Source organism: Aliarcobacter cryaerophilus ATCC 43158 (assembly GCF_003660105.1).
Classification (GTDB): domain Bacteria; phylum Campylobacterota; class Campylobacteria; order Campylobacterales; family Arcobacteraceae; genus Aliarcobacter; species Aliarcobacter cryaerophilus.
Genome location: NZ_CP032823.1, coordinates 1,048,900 through 1,071,677 on the forward strand (window position 1 = coordinate 1,048,900; position 22,778 = coordinate 1,071,677).

Below are 22,778 nucleotides of genomic sequence, written 5' to 3' on the forward strand. Positions count from 1 at the left end.
AGGTTTGTGCTATAATATCATTCTATAATTTAAAATTTTTAATAAAATAGGATTTAAAAAATGGCAAAAAGTTTATATGAAACATTAGAAGTGAGTGAAAATGCATCAGCTGATGAGATAAAAAAAGCTTACAGAAAACTAGCAAGAAAATATCATCCAGATGTAAACAAAGATCCAAAAGCTGAAGATAAATTTAAAGAAATAAATGCAGCTTATGAGGTTTTAAGTGATCCACAAAAAAAACAACAATATGACCAACATGGAGATTCTATGTTTGGTGGACAAAATTTCAGTGATTTTGCTAGAAATCAAGGTGGTGGAGTTGATTTAGATGAGATTTTAAGACAGATGTTTGGTGGTGGTGCAGCTGGATTTGGTAGAAGTAATTTTGGTGGTGGATTTGGATTTGATACTCCTGATTTAGATACAAATGCACAAGTTACAATACCTTTTGAGATTGCAGTTTTGGGTGGAAAACAAAATATATCTTTAAATAATGATTCATTTGATATCAAAATTCCAGAAGGAATTGAAGATGGTCAAAGAATAAGAGCAAAAGGAAAAGGAAAATCATATCAAGGGCAAAGAGGAGATTTGATTTTAAAAATAAATATATCTCCTAGCAATGAATATGAAAGAGAATTTGATAATCTTATAAAATATTTTGATTTACCTTTAAAAACAGCTTTATTTGGTGGTAAAGTTGATATTAAAACTATTCACAAAGATATAACACTAAAAATTCCACAAAATACAAAACAAAATCAGAAATTTAGAGTAAAAGAGCTTGGTGTTTTAAATAGGAAAACAAAAATAAAAGGTGATTTATATCTTAAAGCAAATATTATTTTACCCAAAATAGAAGATCTTAGTCCTGAGCTTTGCAAATTGCTTGAAGAAGAGTTAAAAGATAAGCAATAGGAGTTCTTATGGAAAAAAATAGCTATATTGAACCAGTTTACTTAATATCAGTAGTTGCTGATATTTTAGGTGTTCATCCACAAACTTTAAGACAATATGAAAGAGAAGGTTTAATAAAACCATCTAGAACAAATGGTAAAATAAGACTATACTCACAAAAAGATATAAATCATATAAAGTATGTTTTAACTCTCACAAAAGAAATAGGTGTAAATTTGGCTGGGGTTGATATTATTTTAAAACTAAACGATAAGATTGAAGAACTTGAGAGTGTAATTTCAACTTACAAAAATAAGGCTCAAAAAGTAGATAATCTATCTGTTGTTCCAGATAAAAAAGCATTAGTAATACAAAAAAGTTCTTTTGAAATGGTTATTATAAAAAAGTAAAAGTAATATTTTGGGAAAATATCCCAAAATATTACTGTTTTGGATCTATTATAAACTCTTTATTTTTATAAATAGAGTGAATAAATGCCATAGCAATTGGAACTATTGCAAAAGTAGTAATCAACATAGGTGGTAAATGATAAAAAATCTGAATCAACATAGATAAAGATAAAAGTCCAATAGACCACATAGCACCATGCTCAAGATATATATATTTTGAAACAACTTCTCTTTCGACCATAAAAATAGTAAGACTTCTTACCGCCATAGCACCAATACCAAGACCTAACATGATTATTACAATATTTTGAGTAATTGCGAATGCTCCCAAAACTCCATCTAAAGAGAAACTCATATCAATTACTTCAAGATACATAAAAGAGATAAAACCTCCACTTAATTCTGTAACTTTTAAATCAGAATTTGAATCAGTTTTAAGTTCCATAATACCTTTTAAAAGTTCCAAAAGATAAAAAGCAATAACACCAATAACCATAGGAACTATAATTTCAAGCTTATCTACTTTTACTAAATTATCGCCCATAACAACTTCATTAGGTGCAATATAAGTAATACCTAAAATTAAAAACATAATAAAAAGTGCTTTAATATCACCTACTTTTGATAGTTTTGTAGCAAATTTTTCTATATATTTTACCCAGTGAGTATCTTTATTTTCATCAAAAATAAATTTTAAAAATAGCATTAATAGGAACATCCCACCAAATGACATAATTACATGATGAGAATTTTGAATAATTTTCTCATACTCATCTGGACTGTTTACAGCTAAATTAAAAGAGTCAAGAAAACCCATAGATGTTGAAAAATAAACTATTAGAATAGGAAATACAAATCTAACACCAAATACTGCTATTATCATTCCCCAAAGAAGAAATCTTCTTCTCCAAACAATAGCCATCGTTGCCAAAATAGTAGCATTTACAACTGCATTATCAAAAGATAAACTAAGTTCTAAAACAGATAAAATAGTACCTTGATAAAGTGCAAAAAAGCCACCATATAAAAATAGTAACACTGAAGCTACAAACCAAACAGCAAAAAAGCCATAGAAATAAGATATGATAGGTTTTTGTTTCAATACAATCCCTTGATTTATAAATTTTTGGGATTATATCAAAATTTAATAAATATTAGCTATTTGTATTTAAGTAGGCATTTAATTCTTTAAAATCTAATTTCTCGGATAGTTTTATTTTTAAATCCATAATATAAATATTTTTTAAATAAAACTTCTCAAGTTTTACAAAATCTTTTTGTGTAGTAACAATTCCAAACTCTCTATATTTTTCTAAAATAGTATCTATCTCATCTTTTGTAAAAGTATGGTGATCTTCAAAAAATATAGTTTCTATATTTTTTGGTAAAAATTCTAAAAGCCTTTTTGGTTTTGAAATTGCAGTTAAAAGAATAGTTTTTTCAGGAAGTTCAGATTTTTTACCATCTTTTTTTATCTCTACAACTCTTTTAAAATCAATACCCTCTTTTAAAACTAGATTTGCTTTTTTATAAAAACTCTTTGGCTCCCTATATGCACCACTTGGAATACAAAAGTTATTTGTTGGCTCATCTTTTGGTCTTAATAAAATATCAAATTTTTTTATACAATATTTTGAAAATCCATCATCTAAAAAAACAACTTTACATCCTAGCTCTTTTGCTTTGTTTATACCCAAAGCTCTATCTTCACTAACTATTACAGTAGCATTCTTCAAAGATGTAGATAAAAGCATAGCTTCGTCACCACTTATGCTTACATCTACTTTTATTTCACCATTTAAACTAACTACAAAAAGCCCTTTTGAAACTCTTCCATAACCCCTTAAAATAACACAAACATCTTTAATGCTTTTTGCTAACTCTATTGTAATTGGTGTTTTTCCACTTCCTCCAACCGTTAGATTTCCAATAGATATTACAGGAATACCAAAATCAATTTTAGAAGAAGTAACTCTTTTTATAAAAATAATAAAAATATAAAAAAAACTAAGCGGTAAAAGTAAATAAGATAATATTTTTTGGAAATAATTTGGAAAAAATAGATAATCTTCAATCCACAAAATTATTTTTTGCTTCAAACTCTTAAATCCACTCTAGTGCAATTTGTACAACTTGGTCACAAACATAATTTACCTCTTCATTTGTAAGCCCTGCATATATTGGTAAAGATAAAATTTGCTGATAGTTATTTAAAGCATTTGGAAATGCTGTTATTTTTATAGAATACTTATTTTTATAATAAGTCAAAAGATGAAGAGGAATATAATTTAAAGCCGTTGAAACTCCTCTTTCTTTTAATGCTCTAGCAAAAGCATCTCTATTTCTTGATATTTTTATTATAAATTGAGTATATATATGCTCATTTTTATGAGGCAAAATAGTAATATGTTTAATATCCTTTAATCTATCCTCGTATATTTTTGCTATCTCTTGTCTTCTTTTTATAAAACTATCCGTTTTTTTTAACTGTGCTATTGCATAAGCAGCATCTAGTTCAGAAATATCAAATTTATGTCCTATATCATCTACATCATAAACATAATCTAAATTTCCATAACTATCATATGCTGTTGTAATTGCATGATTTCTTAAAAGTTTTGCCCTAGTTGCCAACTCTTCATTGTTTGTAACCAAAACCCCAGAACGACTAATAGCATATCTTGATGGAGATGGATTTGTTGAAAATATTGTCATATCAGCACTTAAATTTCCAACTTTTTGTCCCTTATATGTAGTTCCCAATGCAGCTCTACAATCTTCAATAATTAAAATATTGTGCTTTTTTGCAATCTCATAAATCTTCTCTAAATTTGGAGCAAGTCCACCAATAAAAGTGATAATTGCTGCTCTTAATTTTTTTGATTTATTTGCAATAATTGTCTCTTCAAATTTTTCAATATCTAAATTCATATCTTCTAAATTTATATCTACAAATATAGGTTCTGCATCAAAATGTCTTACAGTTTCTGGTAAGTTTACAAAAGAGTTTACAGACATTAAAACCTTATCACCTCTTTTTAATCTCATAGAGCTAAGAGCTAAATGAAGAGCTGCTGTTGAAGTTGCTGTTGCAATAGCATATTTTGCACCAATATATTTAACCATCTTCTCTTCAAACTCTAAAACTTTTGATAAATCATCTTTAGCTTGAAGAACTGATTTTAACTGATCAATCTCCTCATTATCTAAAGTTGCTTTATATATTGCAATATTTCTCATCTTTACCTCAATTTCTATATTTTAGCAACTATTGGCAATTTTCTTTTGAACTCATTTATCTTTACTCTTTTTTTAATATCTTCTATAAATTCATCTTCAAATCCAAGAGCCAAAAGCTCATCTTTGCTTCTATTTTCATCTATCATCTTTTTTAATAAAGAGTCAATTTTAGCATAACTATAACCTAAATCGGCCTCGTCACTTTGACCTTCATAAAAATCAGCACTAGGTTTTTTTTCTATAATATTTTTTGTAATATTTAAAAATTTTGCAAACTCAAATAAATCACTTTTATAAATATTTCCAATAGGATTTATTGCGCAAGCCAAATCTCCAAAAATAGTTCCATATCCTAAAAGTAATTCACTTTTATTTGAAGTCCCAACTACCAAAGAATTTTCTCTTGCACTAATATCATACAAAACTGACATTCTAAGTCTTGCACTAAAATTTCCTATTCTTAAACTACTTTCTTGCATATTTTTCAAATATGCATTTAGCATTGGTTCAATACTTACAATCTCATATTTAATATTAAAATTTTTACAAAGCTCTACTGCATCGTCAATCGAAGCTTTTGATGAAAATTGTGATGGCATTAAAACACAGTTTAAATTATCATCAAATACTTCTTTACACAAAACTGCAACAACAGCAGAATCAAGTCCACCTGAAAGACCTAAAGTAACCTTTTTTAATCCAGTTTTTAAAACTTCTTCTTTTAAAAAACTTATTAAATTTTGCTTAATATTTTTTATTTTATTCATTTTTAAACCTTAATTTAAGATTATATATCATCTTTCTTTGTTTTTTGATAAATCTCATCTAAATAAGCCGAATTTCCTTCTTTTTGTTCAACTTTTTTTTCTATTAATCTAAATACAATATCTTTTAGCTCATCTTCATCAAAATAGTTTAAGTAATTTGGATTTATATCTATCTTCTCATTTTCACTTATTTTTAAAAGCTCTTTTATCTCTTTTATTAACTCTTCTTTTATATCTATCAATTTTTACTCTTTATTAAACTTTTTTATAATCTCATCTAAATATAGCTCCATTTTTTGCTCTCCTATATCACACTCGCTACTTTTACAACATCCACAAGAGCTTCCAGCATCTGTTAAATCTTCTAAATTCTCAAGTGTTTTTGCACCTTTATCTTTTATTGCATATATTAATTCACCAAGGCTTACTTGTTTACAATCACAAACAATATAAGAGTGTGGAAAATTTCTTGCCATTATATACCCCTACTCTTTTTGATAATCTCATAAGCTTCATTTATCTCTTGAAGTTTTGTTGTTGCTTCATCTATAATATTTTGAGAAGCACCTTGCCCTGTAATAATATCTGGGTGATATTTTTTAACTAAATTTCTATAATTTTTCTTTAAAGTTGAATCATCATCATTTTGATTTGATTCTAAAACCTCATAAGCTCTATCTATTGATAATGCTTTTTCATTTGCTCTATTTTTATAAAAATTCTCAAAATTTGATATAAGATTTATATAATCTTTTTGTTCAATTTTTAAAGCTTGTGCAATATCTTCAGTTATATCTTGTTCTTGTTTTGAGAAATCTGCATCTATAAAAGATAGATTTAGTAGATACTCCATATATTTTAATCTTTTAGAATAATCTGTTTTTGTTAAACTATATAATCTTTCACAAATAGTAATAAGATTTGAAAAGCTCTCTTTTTCTTTATTATATAAATTCTTTAGATTTTCTCGAACTTCTTGTGAGTTTTGGAAATGACTTGAAATATCTGTAAATGTATGTTTTATAATCTCAGCTTCAAGATCTCCTACTTTTCCATCTGCTTTTGCGACTTTTGCCATCAAAGCTACTAAAAGCCCTGCTTCATGGTTTAATAAATCACCTTTAAAAAACTCTTTTTGTTTTAAATTAATATTTTTAAACTCTTCTGTTTTATAATTTTTTCCTATAATAAATAAAATCGCTATTACAATAGCTAAAACTACTAACTCCATTAATATCCTACTTTTGATTTAAAAATTTGAGTTTTTATTTTATCAAATTTAGACTGAGAGTATAAAAAGCTTAATTAATTTTTTAAAACCATATTTAAAGTATATTGCATATCTTCATCAAGTTCCATATTTTTAATCATCCAGTTTAGATAGTTTGCATCTTTTTTAGCAACATCTTCTATGTTTTCACCTTTATATTTCCCAAATTTAAAAGTTTGTACAAATACTGGAGTAGAAGTTAATTCAACTAATTTTTTCATAGGATTTATATCTGGAAAAATTTCTTTTACTTTTGCTACAAGTTTTGATAAAAATAGTTTCATAACTAATACATCACCTATTGCATCATGAGCTTTTATAGTTATATTATATTTTTTTGCTTCACTTTCCTCTTGCTTGAAAAGTTCCAAAGCATATCTTAGATACTGCAACCTATGATATGGAAGTTCTGAAAAAATGTGTCTAGCACATCTTAAAGTATCTATTAGTTGAAGTTGGTTTTCAAAACCCTCTTTTCTTATCATATCTAAATCAAAATTTATATTATGTGCTATCAAAAAATTTTCACTATTATTTAGTTCTTGCAACCTTTTATAAAATTTTGTATCAACCGCCTTTGGCTTATTTTCTAGTAAATTTGGTGTGATATTGTGAATTTCCATAGCTTCAAGCTTTATTGCTACATCACTACTACAAAGTTCATCAAAAGCTTCAATCTGACCTTTTTGATCTACAATAATAGCTCCAAATTGAATAACTCTATCTTCTTGAGAAGTACCTGTCGTTTCAGTATCAAATAAAATATAATATGCCATAGTAAATTTAAGTATCCTTTATATTATTAACATTCCATCACCATAAGAATAAAATCGATAATTATTTTTTATAGCAATATTATAAAGCTCCAAAGTTTTCTCTAACCCAATAAATGAAGCAACTAACATAATCAAAGTAGATTTTGGAAGATGAAAATTTGTAAGTAAATAATCAACTTTTATAGGTTTATTTACTGGATTTAAAAATAAATCACATTCACCTTGAATTTTGTTTGTTCTTGAATAATATTCAATAGTTCTTGTAACAGTAGTACCAACTGCCAATACTTTTTTTGCATTATCTAAATTCTTTTTTGCATCAATTCCTATTTCAAAATATTCACTATGCATTGGATGAGATAAAATATCTTCAACATCTACTGGTTTAAATGTACCTGCTCCCACATGAAGAGTAAGATAATTTAAACCATATTTTTTCTCTATTTTTTCTAGCAATTCAGTTGTAAAATGTAGCGATGCAGTTGGAGCTGCAACTGCTCCATAATTTTTTGCAAAAAGTGTTTGATAGTTTAATTCATCTTCTTTTTTATCCTCTCTTTGCATATATGGAGGAAGAGGAATGTGTCCTATTTTATTTAAAATCTCAACTAGAGATAAAAAATCAACTCTTTTTTTACTATTTTCATCTTGAAAAAATTCTATAACTCTTGTACCATCTTCATTTAATTCTAAAACTTCTGCTATTAAATTTTCATCAAAAAATATTTTAGTCCCAACTTTTACTTTTCCTTTTATCATAACTAAATATCTATCCATAAAAAGAGGTTTATTTAAAAGAAGTTCTAATTTAGCACCTGTAGATTTTTTACCAAATATTCTAGCTTTTATAACTTTTGTATCATTCAAAAATATAGTTAAATCTTCTGGTAAAAACTCTAAAATATTCTCAAAAGTAGAGTGAAAAATCTCATTTTTATCTCTATTATAAACCAACATTTTTGCACTACTAGCAGGATTTACTGGAAAAGTAGCAATTTGACTATGAGGAAGGTTAAAATCATAACTTGAAGTTTTTAAAACATCTATCAAATTAATCTTCTTCCTCTTCTTCTTTTTGTGCTGGATTAAATACTTTTGCTATATAAATAGATACTCCATAAAGAATCAACAAAGGAGCTGCCATTAAAACTTGACTAATAACATCAGGAGGAGTTAAAATTGCTGATATAATAAAGATTAAAACAACTGCATATCTAAAAAAATCTTTAAGCATTTGATCATTTACAATCCCAATTTTTGCAAGAAAAAATGTAATAACTGGCAACTCAAAAGCAATACCAAAACCCATCATAAGTTTTGTAAAAAATCCAACATATTTTCCAATACTAGGCAATACATTAACAACACTATTACCAAATGCAATCAAAAAATCAAATCCTATGGGAACAACTATATAGTAAGCAAAAGAAGCTCCTAGTAAAAACATTAGAGTTGCAAAAAATACAAAAGGAATAACAAGTTTTTTCTCATGATCATATAATCCAGGAGCTAAAAACAACCATAATTGCCAGAAAATAACAGGTAAAGAAAGAATAAATCCAGCAAAAAATGCAACTTTCATAGCCGTAAAAAATGTCTCTTGAATTTCAACTGCTATCATTGAAGTTCCAACAGGAAGAGCATGCTTAACAGGAGCCATCATCCACTCTAAAATAGGTTCATAAAAAGAGAAGCAAGCAAAAAACATAACAACAATAGTAATACTAGAAATAACTAATCTCTTTCTAAGATCTGCTATATGTGGTTTTAAATCATCAAACATTATTTAACTTCCTCACTATTTTTTAAAGATAATTTTTCATCTTTGCTTTTTTGAGACTTATCTTCATTTGCTTTTGCAAATTTTTCTTTAATTTTTTCAACCTCATTATCATTTTTTAAAGGTTCTAAATCATTTTTTAAAATATCATCTAGACCCAAATCAAACTTATTTTCAATACTTAAAGATGATTTTGTATCTTCAATTTGAGCTTTAAATTTATTTGCTTCTTCTTTTAATTCTGCTATATTTAGCTCATTATCCAAAGTTGTTTTTGCATCGCTTATCCCTTTTTTAACACTGTTAAACATTTTTGCTATTTTTACCATAGCATCTGGCAGTTTTTCAGGACCTAATGCGATAACTGCAACTATTGCGATTAGAAGAATTTCAGTTATTCCCATTCCAAACATTTTTCGCTCCATATTTTTATAAGGTTGTGATTTTATCCAAATAGAACAAAAATAGTGATTAATCAAAAATCTAAACTACTAAAAAGGTCCTAAAATATTTAAATTAACCCATTGGGTATAAAATATCTTTTTGAATTATTTCAATCTTTTTTAACAATTCACTTGAGATTTTAAAATCAAAAGCTTTAAAAGAGTCATCTAGTTGCTCTATTTTTCTTGCCCCAATAATAGTAGAAGCAACAAAATCAAAATGCTTTGAATAAGAAATCGCTAAAGTAACTGGGCTTACTTCATACTCTTTTGAAAGTTCTAAATATTTTTTCGTAGCTTCTAAAGTTCTTTCATTTACAAATCTATGTGCCATAGCCTGAACTCTTTTGTTACTCTCTTTTAAATATGTTGCAAATCTTGAATCTTCTGGATAAAATCCTCCACAATATTTTCCACTTAAAACTCCACCTGCCATTGGTGAATATGGTAATAAAGAGATATTTTCAAGTCTACAAACATTTGCTAACTCATCATGAAATCTTGGATTTAAAAGTGAAAAATTATTTTGAATAGATTCAAATCTAGAATATCCTTTGTATTTACTTATTTCATTTGCTTTTGTAAGCCCATAAGCACTATCATTTGAAGTTCCTATATATCTTACTTTTCCCTCTTTTACAAGTGCATCAAAAGCTTTTAAACTCTCTTCTATTGGTACTATAGTGTCAGGCCAGTGCATTTGATAAAGATCTATATAATCTGTTTGAAGTCTTCTTAAACTATCTTCAATAGCTTTTTTTATATGAAAACTATCAATTGCAGTAAAACCATGTCTTACAGGTGGAACAAACCAACCAGAAGCAGCTCCTGCAATTTTTGTTGCCATTATTACACTATCTCTTGGCTTTGTTTTAAGCCACTCTCCTACTATTTTTTCAGTATTTCCAATAGTCTCTTTTTTGGGACTAACAGGATAGAGTTCTGCTGTATCAAAAAAATTTATTCCTCTATCATAAGACTTATCCAATATCTTAAATGCTTCATCTTTTGATGTACTACTTCCAAAAGTCATAGTTCCTATACAAATTGAGCTTACTCTAAGACCTGTTTTACCAATATATCTATATTCCATTTTTAGCCTCTCATAGCGAATTTTACAGATTATACAAATCTCTTTCTTAAAAATGTAAATAAAAAAAGAAATTTATTTTAATACTATTTGAGTAAAATTTAAAAAATATATATTAGGATTAAATTTTGGTAAAGAAAAAAATAGTAGATTTAAAGGAGCAAAATCTTGAATTTATACAAAAAGATGAAAAAATAAAACTACTAAGCTTTAATACGCAAAAGATGAGTTTAGAAATATCTATTTTTAAAAATGATAAGTTTGTAAAAAATAGCTCTATGGTTTTTGCGCATCTTCCAAAAAGCTTAAAAGCAAAACTAAATCCTAAATAAAAGGAAATAAATTTTACTTTTTATAAATTAATTTTGATTATATTTTAATTTTAATTGATTATAAAGTTCATCAAAACTTACATCTTCTATTGTTTTTAGTAATTCAACCATTACAACATTATCTTCATTTCCATTCCAAACTTTTTTATATGTTCCCTCTTTATATCCATTATCTTGTCTGAATTGATTTAAACAATTTTTACCAATATATAGTTTTTGAAGCCAAGGAAAAGATAATCCAGCACTCTTACAAGCTCTAAAAAACTGCTCAATAAATCTTTCAATTCCACTAAAAGAAGGCATATTTTTTGTCTCAATAGCAAGTGCTATATATGAGAGTTTTTCAGACTCTTTGATTATCAAATTTACATCAATATTTTGTGCTGCTTCATAAATACAGTGTGTATTTACTAAAGATACTGCTTTTGGCACATTAGTCTCTTGTAAAATATAACTCATTAAAAAGTGCCAAATATCTACAAGCTCAACATGAATATTATTCATATCAGGAGTTGAATTGATATTTTTCCAGTGTTTCCAAGGAGTTGAATCAATTAGCTCAGCTACTTCCATATGAATACATCTAAGCCAATTTATCTCTTTATTAAATTTATTTATACCCAACTCCCAATTTTTACCATTTGTACTATCATTTAATTGTTTTTGTAATAAAAACATCTCTTCAAGCTTTGAAGGAAAAGATGAAGCTTCTTCAAGTAAAGAAGCAAGTGGTAAACACTCTTCAACAATATTTTGTAAACTCAAACTAGATGGTAAAACCTCTTTATCACCTTTTAGAATATGTAAAATTAAAGATACAAAATATGGAATTTCATCTTTTGATTCCCATATTAATACATCATTTGAGTCTATCTTTGCATATTTTACAAACTCATCAACTGAAGCGAATCCGACAACTTTTACAGCCTCTTTAAAATCTTTATATAACAAATTAACTCCTATTTTCAAATTTTTTTTCAATAAAAAGCTTACAATTCTCTCCACTACTATTTTTTACAACAATACTAGGAATTGCTTTTGACTTAAATCCATAAGCCTTACAACCATGAGGTTTTCCTGCTTCCCAAGTTACAAAATAGTTTGTACATTTTTGACAAATTATTTTTTTCTCCATCTTATATTCCAACTTGACTTTGAATAGCTTTTGATAAAGACATTAAATCTACATTTTCTAAACTAACTCCAGTTGGAACACCTTGGGCTATTTTTGTAAAACTTATATCAAACTCTTTTAATTTATCTTCAATATATAATATAAAAGCATCATTTGCAATAGATGGCGTAATAGCAAATAAAATATTTTTTACTCCACTATTTTTGATATATTCTTGAAGCTTAATTATTAAATCAATCTCAAGCTCATCAATTACAAAATATCTTCCATCAAACTCTTTTGAATCTTCAATAATAAAAATATCTTTTGCACTTTGCACAATACATAATTTACTACTATCACGACTCTCATCTAAGCAATATTCACAAATCTCATTTTCACTCATACTTCTACATCTTTTGCATTTTTTAATAGTTTTCAAAGCATTTTCTATGCTATGAGATAGTTTTATTCCGCAATAGTTGTCATTCATTACAATGTGATAAGCAAGTCTTAAAGCTGATTTTTTTCCAATAGTTGGTAAAGATTCAAAAGCCTCTACTAGTTCATAAAATTTTTCTAACTCTCTATTCATTTTGGGATTATATTCTAATATTTATATTAAATTAATTAAAAGGTTTTTTGGATAAACTATATACTTTTAAATTTAAAAGGTTTTTTTATAATGGCACTAATCGACTTACAAAATATTTCCAAACAATACGATATTAAAGTTATTTTAAAAGATGCAAACTTCACCCTTCAAGCTGGGCAAAGAGTTGCAGTTATTGGGCAAAATGGACAAGGAAAATCAACACTTTTCAAAATAATTATGAAAACAGTTGAACCAGATAGCGGTGAAATGGCTATTGATAGAAGTATAAAAATAGAGATGCTAGACCAACAACCAAAATTTGAAGCAAACTTGAGTGTTCGAAATGCTATTGAAAATCAGCTAGTTGAGTTAAAAAGTGCAAAAAATGAGTATGAGAAAATTACAAATCAACTATCAACAGATTATGAAAACGAAGAGCTTTTAAGAAAACAAAGTGAACTAGCAACTTTTATTGATTTTCACAATGCTTGGGATTTAGAAAATACAATTGAGAGAGTATTAATAGAGTTTGCACTAAAAGAGTATGAACACAAAGATGTAAACCTTCTAAGTGGAGGTGAACAACGTCGTGTTAGCTTAGCTGGTTTGATTTTAAAAAAACCAGATGTTTTACTTCTTGATGAGCCTACAAATCACCTTGATGTTTACATGGTTGAGTTTTTAGAAGAGTTACTTTTAAAAAATAATTTCACCCTACTTTTTATATCTCATGATAGATATTTTATTGATAATATTGCTACAAATGTAATAGAAGTTGATGGTGGAGAATTAAGAAAATTCAATGGTGGTTACTCCTCATATTTGGAGCAAAAATCACAAATTTTATCAAATTTACAAAAAGAGCATGAAAATCTCTTACGTCTTGTAAAACAAGAAGCTCACTGGATGCAACATGGAGTAACTGCAAGAAGAAAAAGAAATGAAAGAAGAAAATCTGAATATTTTGATTTAAAACAAAAAGCAAAATCAAATCCAGCATATATCAAAAAAATGAGCATAGAGCTTCAAAGAGAGCAAAAATCTTTTAATAGTGAAGAGAAACAACAAAATAAGAAAAAAATGCTTTATGAGCTTGATAATATTTATAAATCTTTAGGTGAAAAGGAGTTAATAAAAGATTTCACTGCTAGGATTTTACAAAAAGATACTATTGCAATAGTAGGTCCCAACGGAAGTGGAAAATCAACACTTCTTAAAATATTTATGGAAAAAATGCAAATAGATAAAGGAAGCTTCAAAAAAGGAGATTTTCAAATAGGATATTTTGATCAACAAAGAGATATGCTTGATGATGAAAAAACTATTATGGAAATTTTTTGTCCAAATGGTGGAGATAGAGTTGTACTTGATGATGGACGAAACTTACATGTTTTTGGATATTTAAAAAACTTTCTTTTTCCAAAAGAGTATTTAGATAAAAAAGTTGGTGCTTTAAGTGGTGGAGAAAAAAACAGAGTTGCTCTTGCCCTTTTATTTACAAAAAGAGTTGATTGTATGATTCTTGATGAACCTACGAACGACTTGGATATTCCAACAATTAATATTTTAGAAGAGTATTTACAAAATTTCCAAGGTGCTTTAATTTTTGTATCTCACGATAGATATTTTGTAGATAAAATTGCAAAAAAACTATATGTATTTACTGGAAATGGACATATTATGGAAAGTTTTCAACCATATAGTGAATACCTTGAAATTGAAAAAGAGTTAAAAGAGCTGGATAATTTAGAATCTGATATAGAAAAAGAGAAAAATAATCCAAAAATAGAAAATTTGCCAAAAAAACAAGTTAAATTATCATATAAAGACCAAAGAGAGTACGATAGTTTACCAAAAGAACTAGAAAAAATTGAAGAAAAAATTGAAGAAATAAATAGTTGTTTAGCAGACCCAAAATGTTATGAAAAAATAGGAATTGTAGTACTTTCAAAAGAGCTAGAAGAGACAAAAGCTATTTATGAAGAGAAAGTTGAGAGATTTTTAGAGCTTGAAGAGTTGGTTGAGAGTTTTAATTCTTAAAAAAGTATAATCAAGTTTTAAAAAATTTAAATTTAAAAAAGGAGTTTTACAAATGAGCTTAAAAGAGCAATTAAATGAAGATTTAAAACAAGCAATGAGAGATAAAGAAGTAGTAAAAAGAGACTCTATTAGAGCAATAAATACTATGATAAAACAAATAGAAGTAGATGAAAGAAGAGTTTTAGATGATGCTGAAGTTATAAAACTTGTTCAAAGAGGAATTAAACAAAGAGAAGAGGCAATCTCTCAATATAGTGCTGCAAAAAGAGATGATTTAGTTGAAAAAGAACAAAGTCAAATTGATGTATTTATGATTTATTTACCTAAACAACTAAATGATGAAGAACTTGAAGCTGGTATGAAAGATATAATTCAAGAAGTAAAAGCAGAATCTATAAAAGATATGGGCAAAGTTATGGGAGCAGCTTCAAAAAAATTTGCAGGTGTTGCAGATGGAAAAAGAATAAATGAGATGGTAAAAAAATTATTATCATAATGATTTTATCAAAAGTTTAAGGTTCAAAATGGATCAATATGCGAACAAATATATAACATTTACAATAAATGATGATAATGGTATAAAGCAGATAAAATTAAGAAAAAAACCTTTTTTTTATACTCTATATACATTTATTGGAATATCTTTTATATTTGTAGCAGCATTTATCTTTATAAATCTTTCTTTAATTCAAATGGATAAAGATAGATTAGATATTGAACTTGAATTAGTAGAGTTTAAAAGAATAAATGAAGAGCTAAATAATTTAGTTAGTCAAACCCAATTAGAACTTCATGAGAAAAATGAAGAGATAAGTGAAGCTACTGATTATTTCAATAAAATGGAAAATATAATAGGAATTCCAACTGAAAATGAGCTTCCATTAAAACAAAGAGTAGATATTGCAAGGCTTAATACAGAAGAAAGAACAACACTTTTACAACTAATTCCTAGTGGTTCTCCAGTTGAAAATAAAATTATAAATAGCTATTTTGGATATAGACATCATCCTGTTTTAAATAGAAAAGCTCTTCATATGGGAGTTGATTTAAAGGCATCGGTTGGAACTCCTGTTTATGCAACAGCAGATGGAATTGTTGAAGCTGCAAGTTTTGATAGATTTAATGGAAATTTAGTAGCAATTCAGCATATTTATGGGTTTAAATCATATTATGCCCACTTAAACAAAACTTTGGTAAAATCTGGCTCTTTTGTTAAAAAAGGGGATTTAATAGCATATTCAGGAAATACAGGGATAAGTAGCGGACCTCATTTACACTATGAAATCCGTTTTTTATCGAGATCTCTTGATCCACTTACTTTTGTAATGTGGGACATGAAAAATTATACAGAAATTTTTGAAAAGGAAACAGAAATATCATGGGATTCTTTAATAACAGCAATCAGTCACATCAAAATACAAGATCCGACTCCACAACCACAATTATCACTGCAGGCACAAAAATAACAGGGAATATAAACTTGTCTTGTAATTTATATATTGATGGTTACTTTGAAGGAAATATAAACTCTGAACAAGAGATAAATATTGGAAAAAATGGCAAAATAAAAGGAGAAATAACTGCTTTAAGAGTTATTGTTCAAGGCTTAGCAGAAGGTTCAATAAATGCAACAAGAGTAGATATTAAACCAGATGGAAAAGTTACAGGTTCAATTGAATCAGAGGAATTTGTAATTGAAGCAAAAGGTATCTTTGAAGGAAATAGTCTTGTAAAGACAAATTTAAATAACAAAGTAACAGATAAAAAAGAAGATTTTATCAAAACAGAAGATATATAATAAAAAATATATAAAATTATCTTTTATATATTTTTTTTGATATAATCAAAGCCTTAGACTTGTTTAGTCTTTTATTTTAGATAACTTTTAAAAAAAGGAAAATATGAAAAATTTTTTAAGCCAATTAAATGATATTGAATACAATGAAGCAATTTCAAATGAATTAGATACTCCTGAAAAACTAATACAACTTCTACTAAGAAGAGTTCATCCAAAAAATGTTGAAGTTATAATTGATATTTTAAAACAAGCTATTACTCCATCTATTAGCTCTGATTTAAATAATATTGCTGATGTTTTATTTGAGCAACTTAAAAAAAATCCAAAAGATATTTTTGAAAAATCAATACAGATACAAATAGAAAAATTAATATTTGAAAGATTTGAAAAAGATAAAAAATTAGTTATTCAAAAAACAGAAGATATATCAAAACTTGTTGTACTTATGGAAGAGTATTTTAATGAGGCTATTTTTAGTAGTGGAAATGGTTCTAAAAAAGTTTTAAATATAAAAGAAAAAATCAAAGCAATAGATGTAACAAACGGTGGTGTAGAAGTATTAAGCAAACTGCAAAGTGAACTTGTTATTGCTGCTGCTTCTATTGAGCAAGAGATAAATAATGTTACAAACAAACTAGAAAATGGAAAATCTAAAGTAGAAGAATTAGAAGAAAAGATACATAGTTTGGAAAATGAACTAAATAAAACAAAACAGGAAAATAGAAAAGATTTTTTAACTCAAGTTCTTACAAGAAAAGCATTTAATGAAGAGATAATAAAAATTGAAAACTCTTACAATAGATTAAAAACTCAATATGCAGTAATATTTTTTGATATTGACCATTTTAAAAAAGTAAATGATACTTATGGGCACGAGTGTGGAGATGTAGTTCTTTCAACTTTTGGGAAAATTTTAGACAAAAGTATTAGAGATATAGATTTAGTAGCAAGATATGGTGGAGAAGAGTTTATTGCTATTATACATTTTAATCTAGATAGAGAACTTTTAATGTTATTAAAAAGAATAAAATCAATAGTTACAGAAAATAGCTTTATTTATCAAGATAAAAAACTAAAAATCACTTTTAGCGCTGGAGTTACAATAAGAAATAAATATCCTACATATGATATTGCTCTACAAAAAGCAGACTCTTTGTTATACAAAGCAAAAGATAATGGAAGAAATAAAATTTTATTAGATAATGGAATCGAGATTTAAAAGAAGTAGAAAATCTCTACTTCTCTTTTCGTATTTTTGTAACAGATTTTCCACCTATATAGTAGTTATCTGTATTAAACTCTTCTATTAAAACTACTGCATTTGAAGATGAACGATTAAATATTTTGCTAAAAAGCTCAGTTATACCTTTTGCTAACTCATTTTTTTGATCAATAGTAGCTCCTCCATCTTCATGTGTCATTTTTACATTTATTACTGGCATTTATACTCCTTTTTTAGTTCAAAGAATTTTTAAATCTCTTAAGTTCCTCTTTTATACTTGGAACTCTCATAAAATGCTCACCTATTAAAAAAGCATCAGCTCCAATATTATGGAGTTTTTTTATAACTTCAGTATTACTAACTCCTGATTCAGCAACAATTATTTTGCCTTCAGGAATAAGTGGAATTAGCTCCTCACATAAGGTCATATCCATCTCAAAAGTTTTTAAATTTCTATGGTTGATTCCTATAATATCTGCTCCACTTTTTAAAGCTTTAGTCAAATCCTCTTTATCATGAATTTCGACTAAAACTTCTAAATTTAAACCTCTAGCGTAACTATATAATTCATTTAACTCATCTTGCTTAAGCGATTTTGCAATTAAAAGTATAAAATCTGCTCCATATATCAAAGCTTCTGCAATTTGGTATTTTGTAAGAATAAAATCTTTTCTTAAAAGTGGAATACTTGTAATACTTTTTATCTCTTTTAAATAATTCAGATTTCCCAAAAAAAAGTGTGGTTCTGTTAATATAGAAATTGCATTTGCACCAAAATCATTATAATCTTTTGCAATTTGAAGATGATTAAAATCTTCTTTTATAATACCTTTACTAGGACTTGCTTTTTTTACTTCAGCTATTATACGTATAGGTTCATCAATTGAAGATTTTAAAAATTGTTTTACATCTTTTGTAGAAAAACTTCCATCTGCTATTAAATTCTCAAGCTCATCTAAAGATATTTTTTCTTCTCTTTTTTTTACATCTTCAAGAGTTTTATTATTTATTTTTTCTAGTATCATTCTATTTGCACTCCTTAATTTTTTCCCAATGAATCTTTATCTCTTCATCATTTAAACCTATTTCATCTACAATTAATTTCATATTTTTATATGCATCTTTGCAGTTTTTACTCTTATATTCACCCCATGCTAAAGTATCTATAAAAGCAATATTTGTAGGGTCTTGCTCCAATGCTTTTTTTACCAAAACTAAACCTTTTGGAATATCAATATCATAATCAATCAATAAATATGCCAAATAATTTTGATAAATAGGATTTGAAGATGTTTTTAAAGATATATTAAACTTTTCAATAACACTTGCTAATACACTATTTTTATCTTCTGCTAACTCAAACTCAATAATAGCTTGCTGTGCCAGATAATCAGGATTTGAACTATTTGTATATAATTTTTTAAGTAAATCATAGGCTTTTTCTGGTTGTTTTGTTCGTTTATAAAGCTCTAAAAGGAAATCATCTTCAAGATGATTTCCTTCTAAAAATCTTATAATATCATTTGCTTCAAAATTTTGAAACATCAAATTTGCTGTTTTATTTAATTGTAAAGCATCTTCACTATTTTTATAGTATAAAAACATCTCTTTTAGTAAAGATTGTATTTTTTCTTTATCATCTAAATGATTATAAAAAGTCAAAAGCTGAAGTGCAATATTAAAATCATATTGACTTTTTGGAAGATAATCTTTAAGTTCTTCTATTGCATGTTTTTGTCGATTTAATTGAAAAAACTCTAAACTAGCTTTAGTCTGTACTAACGAATTTGAAACACCGTATTTTAGAGCTTTATTAAAACTATCATAAGCTTTTTGGAACTCATCTTTTGATATATAAATTGTTCCTAAAAGTTCATAGTTTATAGTACTTTTATAATTATCTGTAAGAATAAGAGCATTTTTTAATGATAAATCAAACTCTTGAAGCTTCAAAAGTGCAAAACTATACAATCTTAAAAGTATCTCTTCTTCTTTAATATTTGGTATAAAATATTTTGAAATCTGCTCTTTTATGGCTTGATAATCTTGAAGCTGTGTAGCAATTGTTGCATAAGCTACTAAATATTCATATTTGCTTGTATTTAAAAATAGTTTCAAATATATCTCTTTTGCACTATCGTACATTCTTACATTTTCCATCTCTAAAGCATAAATTATGTAATAGTCCTCTAATTGAAAACTTTTTTCTTCTACTTTTAAATATTTTCTATTTTCTTTTTCATTGTTTAAATCTGAATCTTTCATAGTACAAGAAACAAAAAAACTTAAAGCTACTAATATTATTAAATATTTTTTATGGCTGGGCACTCTTTATATACCTCTTTTTCATTATTTTTAAAATATTCCCAAAATGGAAAAGTCCTACACTGTGTTGGTCTATAATCATAAATAGAGCATTTTCTTTTTTCTAAATCAAAAAAACAGCAAGCAAAACTATTATTTAGTAATTCTACCTCTTTTATACTATATTTATACCCTACTTTAAAAAGATATTTTTCTCTAAAACTATCCAACGTAAGTCCTAAATATTTTGATAAAGCTTCTATTTCAACAATATTTATCCAAATATATCCACTTTCACCAATACAACAATTCCCAGCACAACTCTCGCAAGCACTAGGATTAAAAGAGAAATTGTATCCATTTTTTTTTATTAAACTACTCAAATAAAACCTTTATACTATGTGTTTGAGCCTCTTTATAAATATTTTGTACAGTTTTTGTAAACTCATTATTTTGATCAAAAACAACCAAAGGATTTAAAATTTTCACTAAAGATTTAGAATCTTTTTTAGCATAAATCATTACTAAAGTTGCATCTTTTAAATCATTTGGATATACAAATTGTAAAGCTTCAAGGTTCAATTTAAACTCTTTTAAATACAAAATAATATCCGTTAACTGCTTACAATCATAACAGAAAAAAAATTTGCCATCATTTTTTAAAACTTGTGAAGCTTTTTTTATAAAATCTCTCAAAGGCATATAATCATTATATCTTGCAATTTTGATATTTTCTTTTTCACTTTTTATTACATCACTATGATAAAATGGTGGATTTGATATACAAATATCAAACTTTTTATCAAAATCTAGCTCTAGAAATGAGCCTTTGTTCATTGTTGAAGATATTTTATTTATTTTTGCATTTTTTGTTGAAAAAAACTGAAAAATATATTGAATTTCAACTTGATTTAGATTTGTTTTACTATATTTCTTTGAAAATAAAAGACCTAAAATACCACTTCCACTTCCAATATCAAGAACTTCTCCACTTATATTTTTATATTTTTCCAAAGATTTACAAATAAAACTATATAAAAAATGTGTATCACTATTGTAACAATAACCATTTTGAGGTTGATATAGTACCAAAAAACTTCCTTTTTTAAAATCTTTGCATTATATCTAAATTATTTATAGTTTTCTTTTAATAAAATAAGCTAAATTATAGTAATATTGTTCCCAAAATTATAAAATTTATAAATTTTTATTATATTTTAGTAAAGGAAAATTATGTCAAATGTTGAAGCTCCTTTAAATACACCTGTATGGGTAAATGAGAGTAGATGTAAAGCCTGTGATAGATGTGTATCTGTGTGTCCAGCTGGAGTTCTTGGGATGAGACAAGATATTCACTCAACTTTAGGTTCTATGGCAACTGTTGTACATCCTGAAGCATGTATTGGATGCAATGATTGTGAATTATCTTGCCCTGATTTTGCTATTTTTGTCGCTGATAAAAAAGAGTATAAGTTTTCAAAATTAAGTGATGAAGCAAAGCAAAGACAAGAGAGAATTATAAATAATAGTTATAAAATATTAGATGAAGATAAAAAGGTTTGATTATGTCAAGAGAATTAATATCAACAGGAAATGAATTAGCAGCATTAGCTGCTATTGATTCAAAATGTGAGTTTTTTGGTGGTTATCCAATAACACCATCTAGTGAAATTATGCATACATTATCATCAAAACTACCTGCAATTGGTGGAGTTTGTATGCAAATGGAAGATGAAATTTCTGGGATTTGTGCAAGCCTTGGTGCTGCAATGAGCGGTAAAAGATCAATGACTGCATCAAGCGGACCTGGAATTTCACTAAAATCTGAAAATCTAGGATTAGGTTATATTGCAGAAGTTCCTCTTGTAGTTGTAAATGTAATGAGAGGAGGACCATCAACTGGTCTTCCTACAAGAGTTGCGCAAGGTGATATTTTACAAGCAAAAAATCCAACTCATGGAGATGTAAAATCTATTACTTTAATGCCTGGAAATTTAAGTGAGTGTTATACAGAAGTTGTACGAGCTTTTAATCTAGCAGATAGATTTATGCAACCTGTTTTTGTACTTTTAGATGAAACTATTGGTCATATGGCTGGAAAAGTTTTAATTCCATCTTTAAGTGAAATAGAAAAAAATAGAGTTTATAGAAAAAGATTTGATGGAGATAAAAAAGATTATCTTCCTTATGGTGCGGCACAAGATGAACCTGCAACTTTAAATCCTATGTTTGAAGGTTATAGATACCACTTTACTGGGCTTCATCATGGACCAACAGGTCATCCAACAGAAGATGCTGTTGCTTGTAGTGCACTAATGAATAGATTGTTTAAAAAAGTTGAAAATCATACAGATGAACTTGAACTAAATGAAGAGTATATGATAGAAGATGCTGACATTTTAATTATTGCTTATGGTTCTGTTTCATTAGGAGCTAAAGAAGCTATTAATCGTCTTAGAAAAGAGGGAATAAAAGCTGGAATGTTTAGTCCAAAAACTATTTGGCCAAGTCCTGAAAAAAGAATAAATGAACTTGTAAATAAATTTGATAAAGTTCTAATTGCGGAGCTAAACATGGGACAATACACTCAAGAGATACAAAGAGTTAGTGGAAGAAGAGACTTTGATACTCTTTTAAAAGCAAATGGAAGACCACTTTCTCCACTTGAAATAATAGAAAAAGTAAAAGGAATGTAAC

At 27.0% G+C, this 22,778-nt stretch carries 30 protein-coding genes; 10 read left to right on the forward strand and 20 right to left on the reverse strand.

What is annotated here, in order from left to right; all coding sequences use genetic code 11:
* Nucleotides 1–60: 60 nt before the first annotated feature.
* Entirely contained in the window at nucleotides 61–921 is an 861-nt protein-coding gene (locus ACRYA_RS05210; protein ID WP_105917197.1) for a DnaJ C-terminal domain-containing protein, read from the forward strand.
* Between the two features lie 8 nt (nucleotides 922–929).
* Entirely contained in the window at nucleotides 930–1,310 is a 381-nt protein-coding gene (locus tag ACRYA_RS05215; protein ID WP_105917199.1) for a heat shock protein transcriptional repressor HspR, read from the forward strand.
* 31 nt (nucleotides 1,311–1,341) lie between these two features.
* Here the strand turns inward: ACRYA_RS05215 and ACRYA_RS05220 are convergent, their stop codons facing one another.
* The 12 genes from ACRYA_RS05220 to ACRYA_RS05275 form a co-directional block, all read right to left on the reverse strand.
* Nucleotides 1,342–2,412, reverse strand: a complete 1,071-nt coding sequence (locus ACRYA_RS05220; RefSeq protein WP_105917200.1) for a DUF475 domain-containing protein — start codon at nucleotides 2,410–2,412, stop codon at nucleotides 1,342–1,344.
* 52 nt (nucleotides 2,413–2,464) lie between these two features.
* Complete coding sequence (locus tag ACRYA_RS05225; protein ID WP_105917202.1) at nucleotides 2,465–3,409, reverse strand: tetraacyldisaccharide 4'-kinase; 945 nt, start codon at nucleotides 3,407–3,409, stop codon at nucleotides 2,465–2,467.
* A gap of 4 nt (nucleotides 3,410–3,413) precedes the next feature.
* Nucleotides 3,414–4,550, reverse strand: coding sequence for a DegT/DnrJ/EryC1/StrS family aminotransferase (locus ACRYA_RS05230; RefSeq protein WP_105917204.1), 1,137 nt, complete (start codon nucleotides 4,548–4,550; stop codon nucleotides 3,414–3,416).
* A gap of 14 nt (nucleotides 4,551–4,564) precedes the next feature.
* A complete protein-coding gene (locus tag ACRYA_RS05235; RefSeq protein WP_105917206.1) occupies nucleotides 4,565–5,317 on the reverse strand; it encodes an NAD+ synthase in 753 nt (250 codons plus the stop codon).
* Nucleotides 5,318–5,337: 20 nt separating this feature from the next.
* Nucleotides 5,338–5,559 carry a hypothetical protein gene (locus tag ACRYA_RS05240; RefSeq protein ID WP_170144475.1) on the reverse strand — a complete coding sequence of 74 codons (222 nt, stop codon included), beginning with the start codon at nucleotides 5,557–5,559 and terminating at the stop codon, nucleotides 5,338–5,340.
* A 3-nt stretch (nucleotides 5,560–5,562) separates the two neighbouring features.
* Nucleotides 5,563–5,793: a (2Fe-2S)-binding protein gene (locus tag ACRYA_RS05245; RefSeq protein WP_105917208.1), complete on the reverse strand. Its 231-nt coding sequence runs from the start codon at nucleotides 5,791–5,793 to the stop codon at nucleotides 5,563–5,565.
* Nucleotides 5,793–6,548 carry a TerB family tellurite resistance protein gene (locus tag ACRYA_RS05250; protein WP_105917210.1) on the reverse strand — a complete coding sequence of 252 codons (756 nt, stop codon included), beginning with the start codon at nucleotides 6,546–6,548 and terminating at the stop codon, nucleotides 5,793–5,795. The genes ACRYA_RS05245 and ACRYA_RS05250 overlap by 1 nt, the downstream gene beginning before the upstream one ends.
* 74 nt (nucleotides 6,549–6,622) lie before the next feature.
* Complete coding sequence (locus ACRYA_RS05255; RefSeq protein ID WP_105917211.1) at nucleotides 6,623–7,363, reverse strand: 3'-5' exonuclease; 741 nt, start codon at nucleotides 7,361–7,363, stop codon at nucleotides 6,623–6,625.
* A gap of 18 nt (nucleotides 7,364–7,381) precedes the next feature.
* Nucleotides 7,382–8,413, reverse strand: a complete 1,032-nt coding sequence (gene queA, locus ACRYA_RS05260; RefSeq protein ID WP_105917213.1) for a tRNA preQ1(34) S-adenosylmethionine ribosyltransferase-isomerase QueA — start codon at nucleotides 8,411–8,413, stop codon at nucleotides 7,382–7,384.
* 1 nt (nucleotide 8,414) lies between these two features.
* Nucleotides 8,415–9,146 carry a twin-arginine translocase subunit TatC gene (tatC, locus tag ACRYA_RS05265; protein ID WP_105917215.1) on the reverse strand — a complete coding sequence of 244 codons (732 nt, stop codon included), beginning with the start codon at nucleotides 9,144–9,146 and terminating at the stop codon, nucleotides 8,415–8,417.
* Nucleotides 9,146–9,556, reverse strand: a complete 411-nt coding sequence (tatB, locus tag ACRYA_RS05270; protein ID WP_105917217.1) for a Sec-independent protein translocase protein TatB — start codon at nucleotides 9,554–9,556, stop codon at nucleotides 9,146–9,148. The genes tatC and tatB overlap by 1 nt, the downstream gene beginning before the upstream one ends.
* A 103-nt stretch (nucleotides 9,557–9,659) precedes the next feature.
* Nucleotides 9,660–10,679 carry an aldo/keto reductase gene (locus ACRYA_RS05275; RefSeq protein WP_105917218.1) on the reverse strand — a complete coding sequence of 340 codons (1,020 nt, stop codon included), beginning with the start codon at nucleotides 10,677–10,679 and terminating at the stop codon, nucleotides 9,660–9,662.
* Between the two features lie 125 nt (nucleotides 10,680–10,804).
* Between ACRYA_RS05275 and ACRYA_RS05280 the strand changes: the two genes are divergently transcribed.
* Nucleotides 10,805–11,008: a malate dehydrogenase gene (locus tag ACRYA_RS05280; RefSeq protein WP_105917220.1), complete on the forward strand. Its 204-nt coding sequence runs from the start codon at nucleotides 10,805–10,807 to the stop codon at nucleotides 11,006–11,008.
* Nucleotides 11,009–11,035: 27 nt separating this feature from the next.
* Here ACRYA_RS05280 and ACRYA_RS05285 read toward each other — a convergent pair whose 3' ends face one another.
* From ACRYA_RS05285 to recR, 3 genes are read right to left on the reverse strand one after another with little or no spacing between them, the layout of a single operon-like run.
* Nucleotides 11,036–11,959, reverse strand: coding sequence for a dUTP diphosphatase (locus ACRYA_RS05285; protein WP_105917221.1), 924 nt, complete (start codon nucleotides 11,957–11,959; stop codon nucleotides 11,036–11,038).
* Nucleotide 11,960: 1 nt separating this feature from the next.
* Entirely contained in the window at nucleotides 11,961–12,143 is a 183-nt protein-coding gene (locus ACRYA_RS05290) for a uracil-DNA glycosylase (protein WP_105917223.1), read from the reverse strand.
* A gap of 1 nt (nucleotide 12,144) precedes the next feature.
* A complete protein-coding gene (recR, locus tag ACRYA_RS05295) occupies nucleotides 12,145–12,717 on the reverse strand; it encodes a recombination mediator RecR (RefSeq protein WP_105917225.1) in 573 nt (190 codons plus the stop codon).
* Nucleotides 12,718–12,807: 90 nt separating this feature from the next.
* On the opposite strand from recR, the gene abc-f reads away from it, so the two are divergent.
* From abc-f to ACRYA_RS05320, 5 genes are all read left to right on the forward strand, one after another.
* The gene (gene abc-f / locus ACRYA_RS05300; protein WP_105917226.1) at nucleotides 12,808–14,757 is read left to right on the forward strand and encodes a ribosomal protection-like ABC-F family protein; all 1,950 of its coding nucleotides are present in this window, start codon (nucleotides 12,808–12,810) and stop codon (nucleotides 14,755–14,757) included.
* A gap of 52 nt (nucleotides 14,758–14,809) precedes the next feature.
* On the forward strand, nucleotides 14,810–15,253 hold the full coding sequence (locus ACRYA_RS05305) for a GatB/YqeY domain-containing protein (protein ID WP_105917228.1): 444 nt from the start codon (nucleotides 14,810–14,812) through the stop codon (nucleotides 15,251–15,253).
* Nucleotides 15,254–15,281: 28 nt separating this feature from the next.
* Complete coding sequence (locus ACRYA_RS05310; protein WP_105917230.1) at nucleotides 15,282–16,223, forward strand: M23 family metallopeptidase; 942 nt, start codon at nucleotides 15,282–15,284, stop codon at nucleotides 16,221–16,223.
* A 14-nt stretch (nucleotides 16,224–16,237) separates the two neighbouring features.
* Entirely contained in the window at nucleotides 16,238–16,555 is a 318-nt protein-coding gene (locus ACRYA_RS05315; protein ID WP_265735137.1) for a bactofilin family protein, read from the forward strand.
* A 103-nt stretch (nucleotides 16,556–16,658) separates the two neighbouring features.
* Nucleotides 16,659–17,774: a diguanylate cyclase gene (locus tag ACRYA_RS05320; RefSeq protein WP_105917234.1), complete on the forward strand. Its 1,116-nt coding sequence runs from the start codon at nucleotides 16,659–16,661 to the stop codon at nucleotides 17,772–17,774.
* A 16-nt stretch (nucleotides 17,775–17,790) separates the two neighbouring features.
* Here ACRYA_RS05320 and ACRYA_RS05325 read toward each other — a convergent pair whose 3' ends face one another.
* The 5 genes from ACRYA_RS05325 to ACRYA_RS05345 are packed head-to-tail and all read right to left on the reverse strand — an operon-like array spanning nucleotide 17,791 to nucleotide 21,173.
* Complete coding sequence (locus ACRYA_RS05325; RefSeq protein ID WP_105917236.1) at nucleotides 17,791–17,997, reverse strand: tautomerase family protein; 207 nt, start codon at nucleotides 17,995–17,997, stop codon at nucleotides 17,791–17,793.
* 13 nt (nucleotides 17,998–18,010) lie between these two features.
* On the reverse strand, nucleotides 18,011–18,802 hold the full coding sequence (trpC, locus tag ACRYA_RS05330) for an indole-3-glycerol phosphate synthase TrpC (protein WP_105917238.1): 792 nt from the start codon (nucleotides 18,800–18,802) through the stop codon (nucleotides 18,011–18,013).
* 1 nt (nucleotide 18,803) lies between these two features.
* Complete coding sequence (locus tag ACRYA_RS05335; RefSeq protein ID WP_170144476.1) at nucleotides 18,804–20,042, reverse strand: tetratricopeptide repeat protein; 1,239 nt, start codon at nucleotides 20,040–20,042, stop codon at nucleotides 18,804–18,806.
* A 38-nt stretch (nucleotides 20,043–20,080) separates the two neighbouring features.
* Nucleotides 20,081–20,464, reverse strand: a complete 384-nt coding sequence (locus tag ACRYA_RS05340) for a YkgJ family cysteine cluster protein (protein WP_105917241.1) — start codon at nucleotides 20,462–20,464, stop codon at nucleotides 20,081–20,083.
* Nucleotides 20,457–21,173 carry a tRNA1(Val) (adenine(37)-N6)-methyltransferase gene (locus ACRYA_RS05345; protein WP_105917243.1) on the reverse strand — a complete coding sequence of 239 codons (717 nt, stop codon included), beginning with the start codon at nucleotides 21,171–21,173 and terminating at the stop codon, nucleotides 20,457–20,459. The genes ACRYA_RS05340 and ACRYA_RS05345 overlap by 8 nt, the downstream gene beginning before the upstream one ends.
* Before the next feature lie 141 nt (nucleotides 21,174–21,314).
* Between ACRYA_RS05345 and ACRYA_RS05350 the strand changes: the two genes are divergently transcribed.
* Nucleotides 21,315–21,644: a 4Fe-4S binding protein gene (locus tag ACRYA_RS05350; protein WP_105915171.1), complete on the forward strand. Its 330-nt coding sequence runs from the start codon at nucleotides 21,315–21,317 to the stop codon at nucleotides 21,642–21,644.
* 2 nt (nucleotides 21,645–21,646) lie between these two features.
* Nucleotides 21,647–22,777, forward strand: coding sequence for a 2-oxoglutarate synthase subunit alpha (locus ACRYA_RS05355; RefSeq protein WP_105917245.1), 1,131 nt, complete (start codon nucleotides 21,647–21,649; stop codon nucleotides 22,775–22,777).
* Nucleotide 22,778 lies beyond the last annotated feature (1 nt).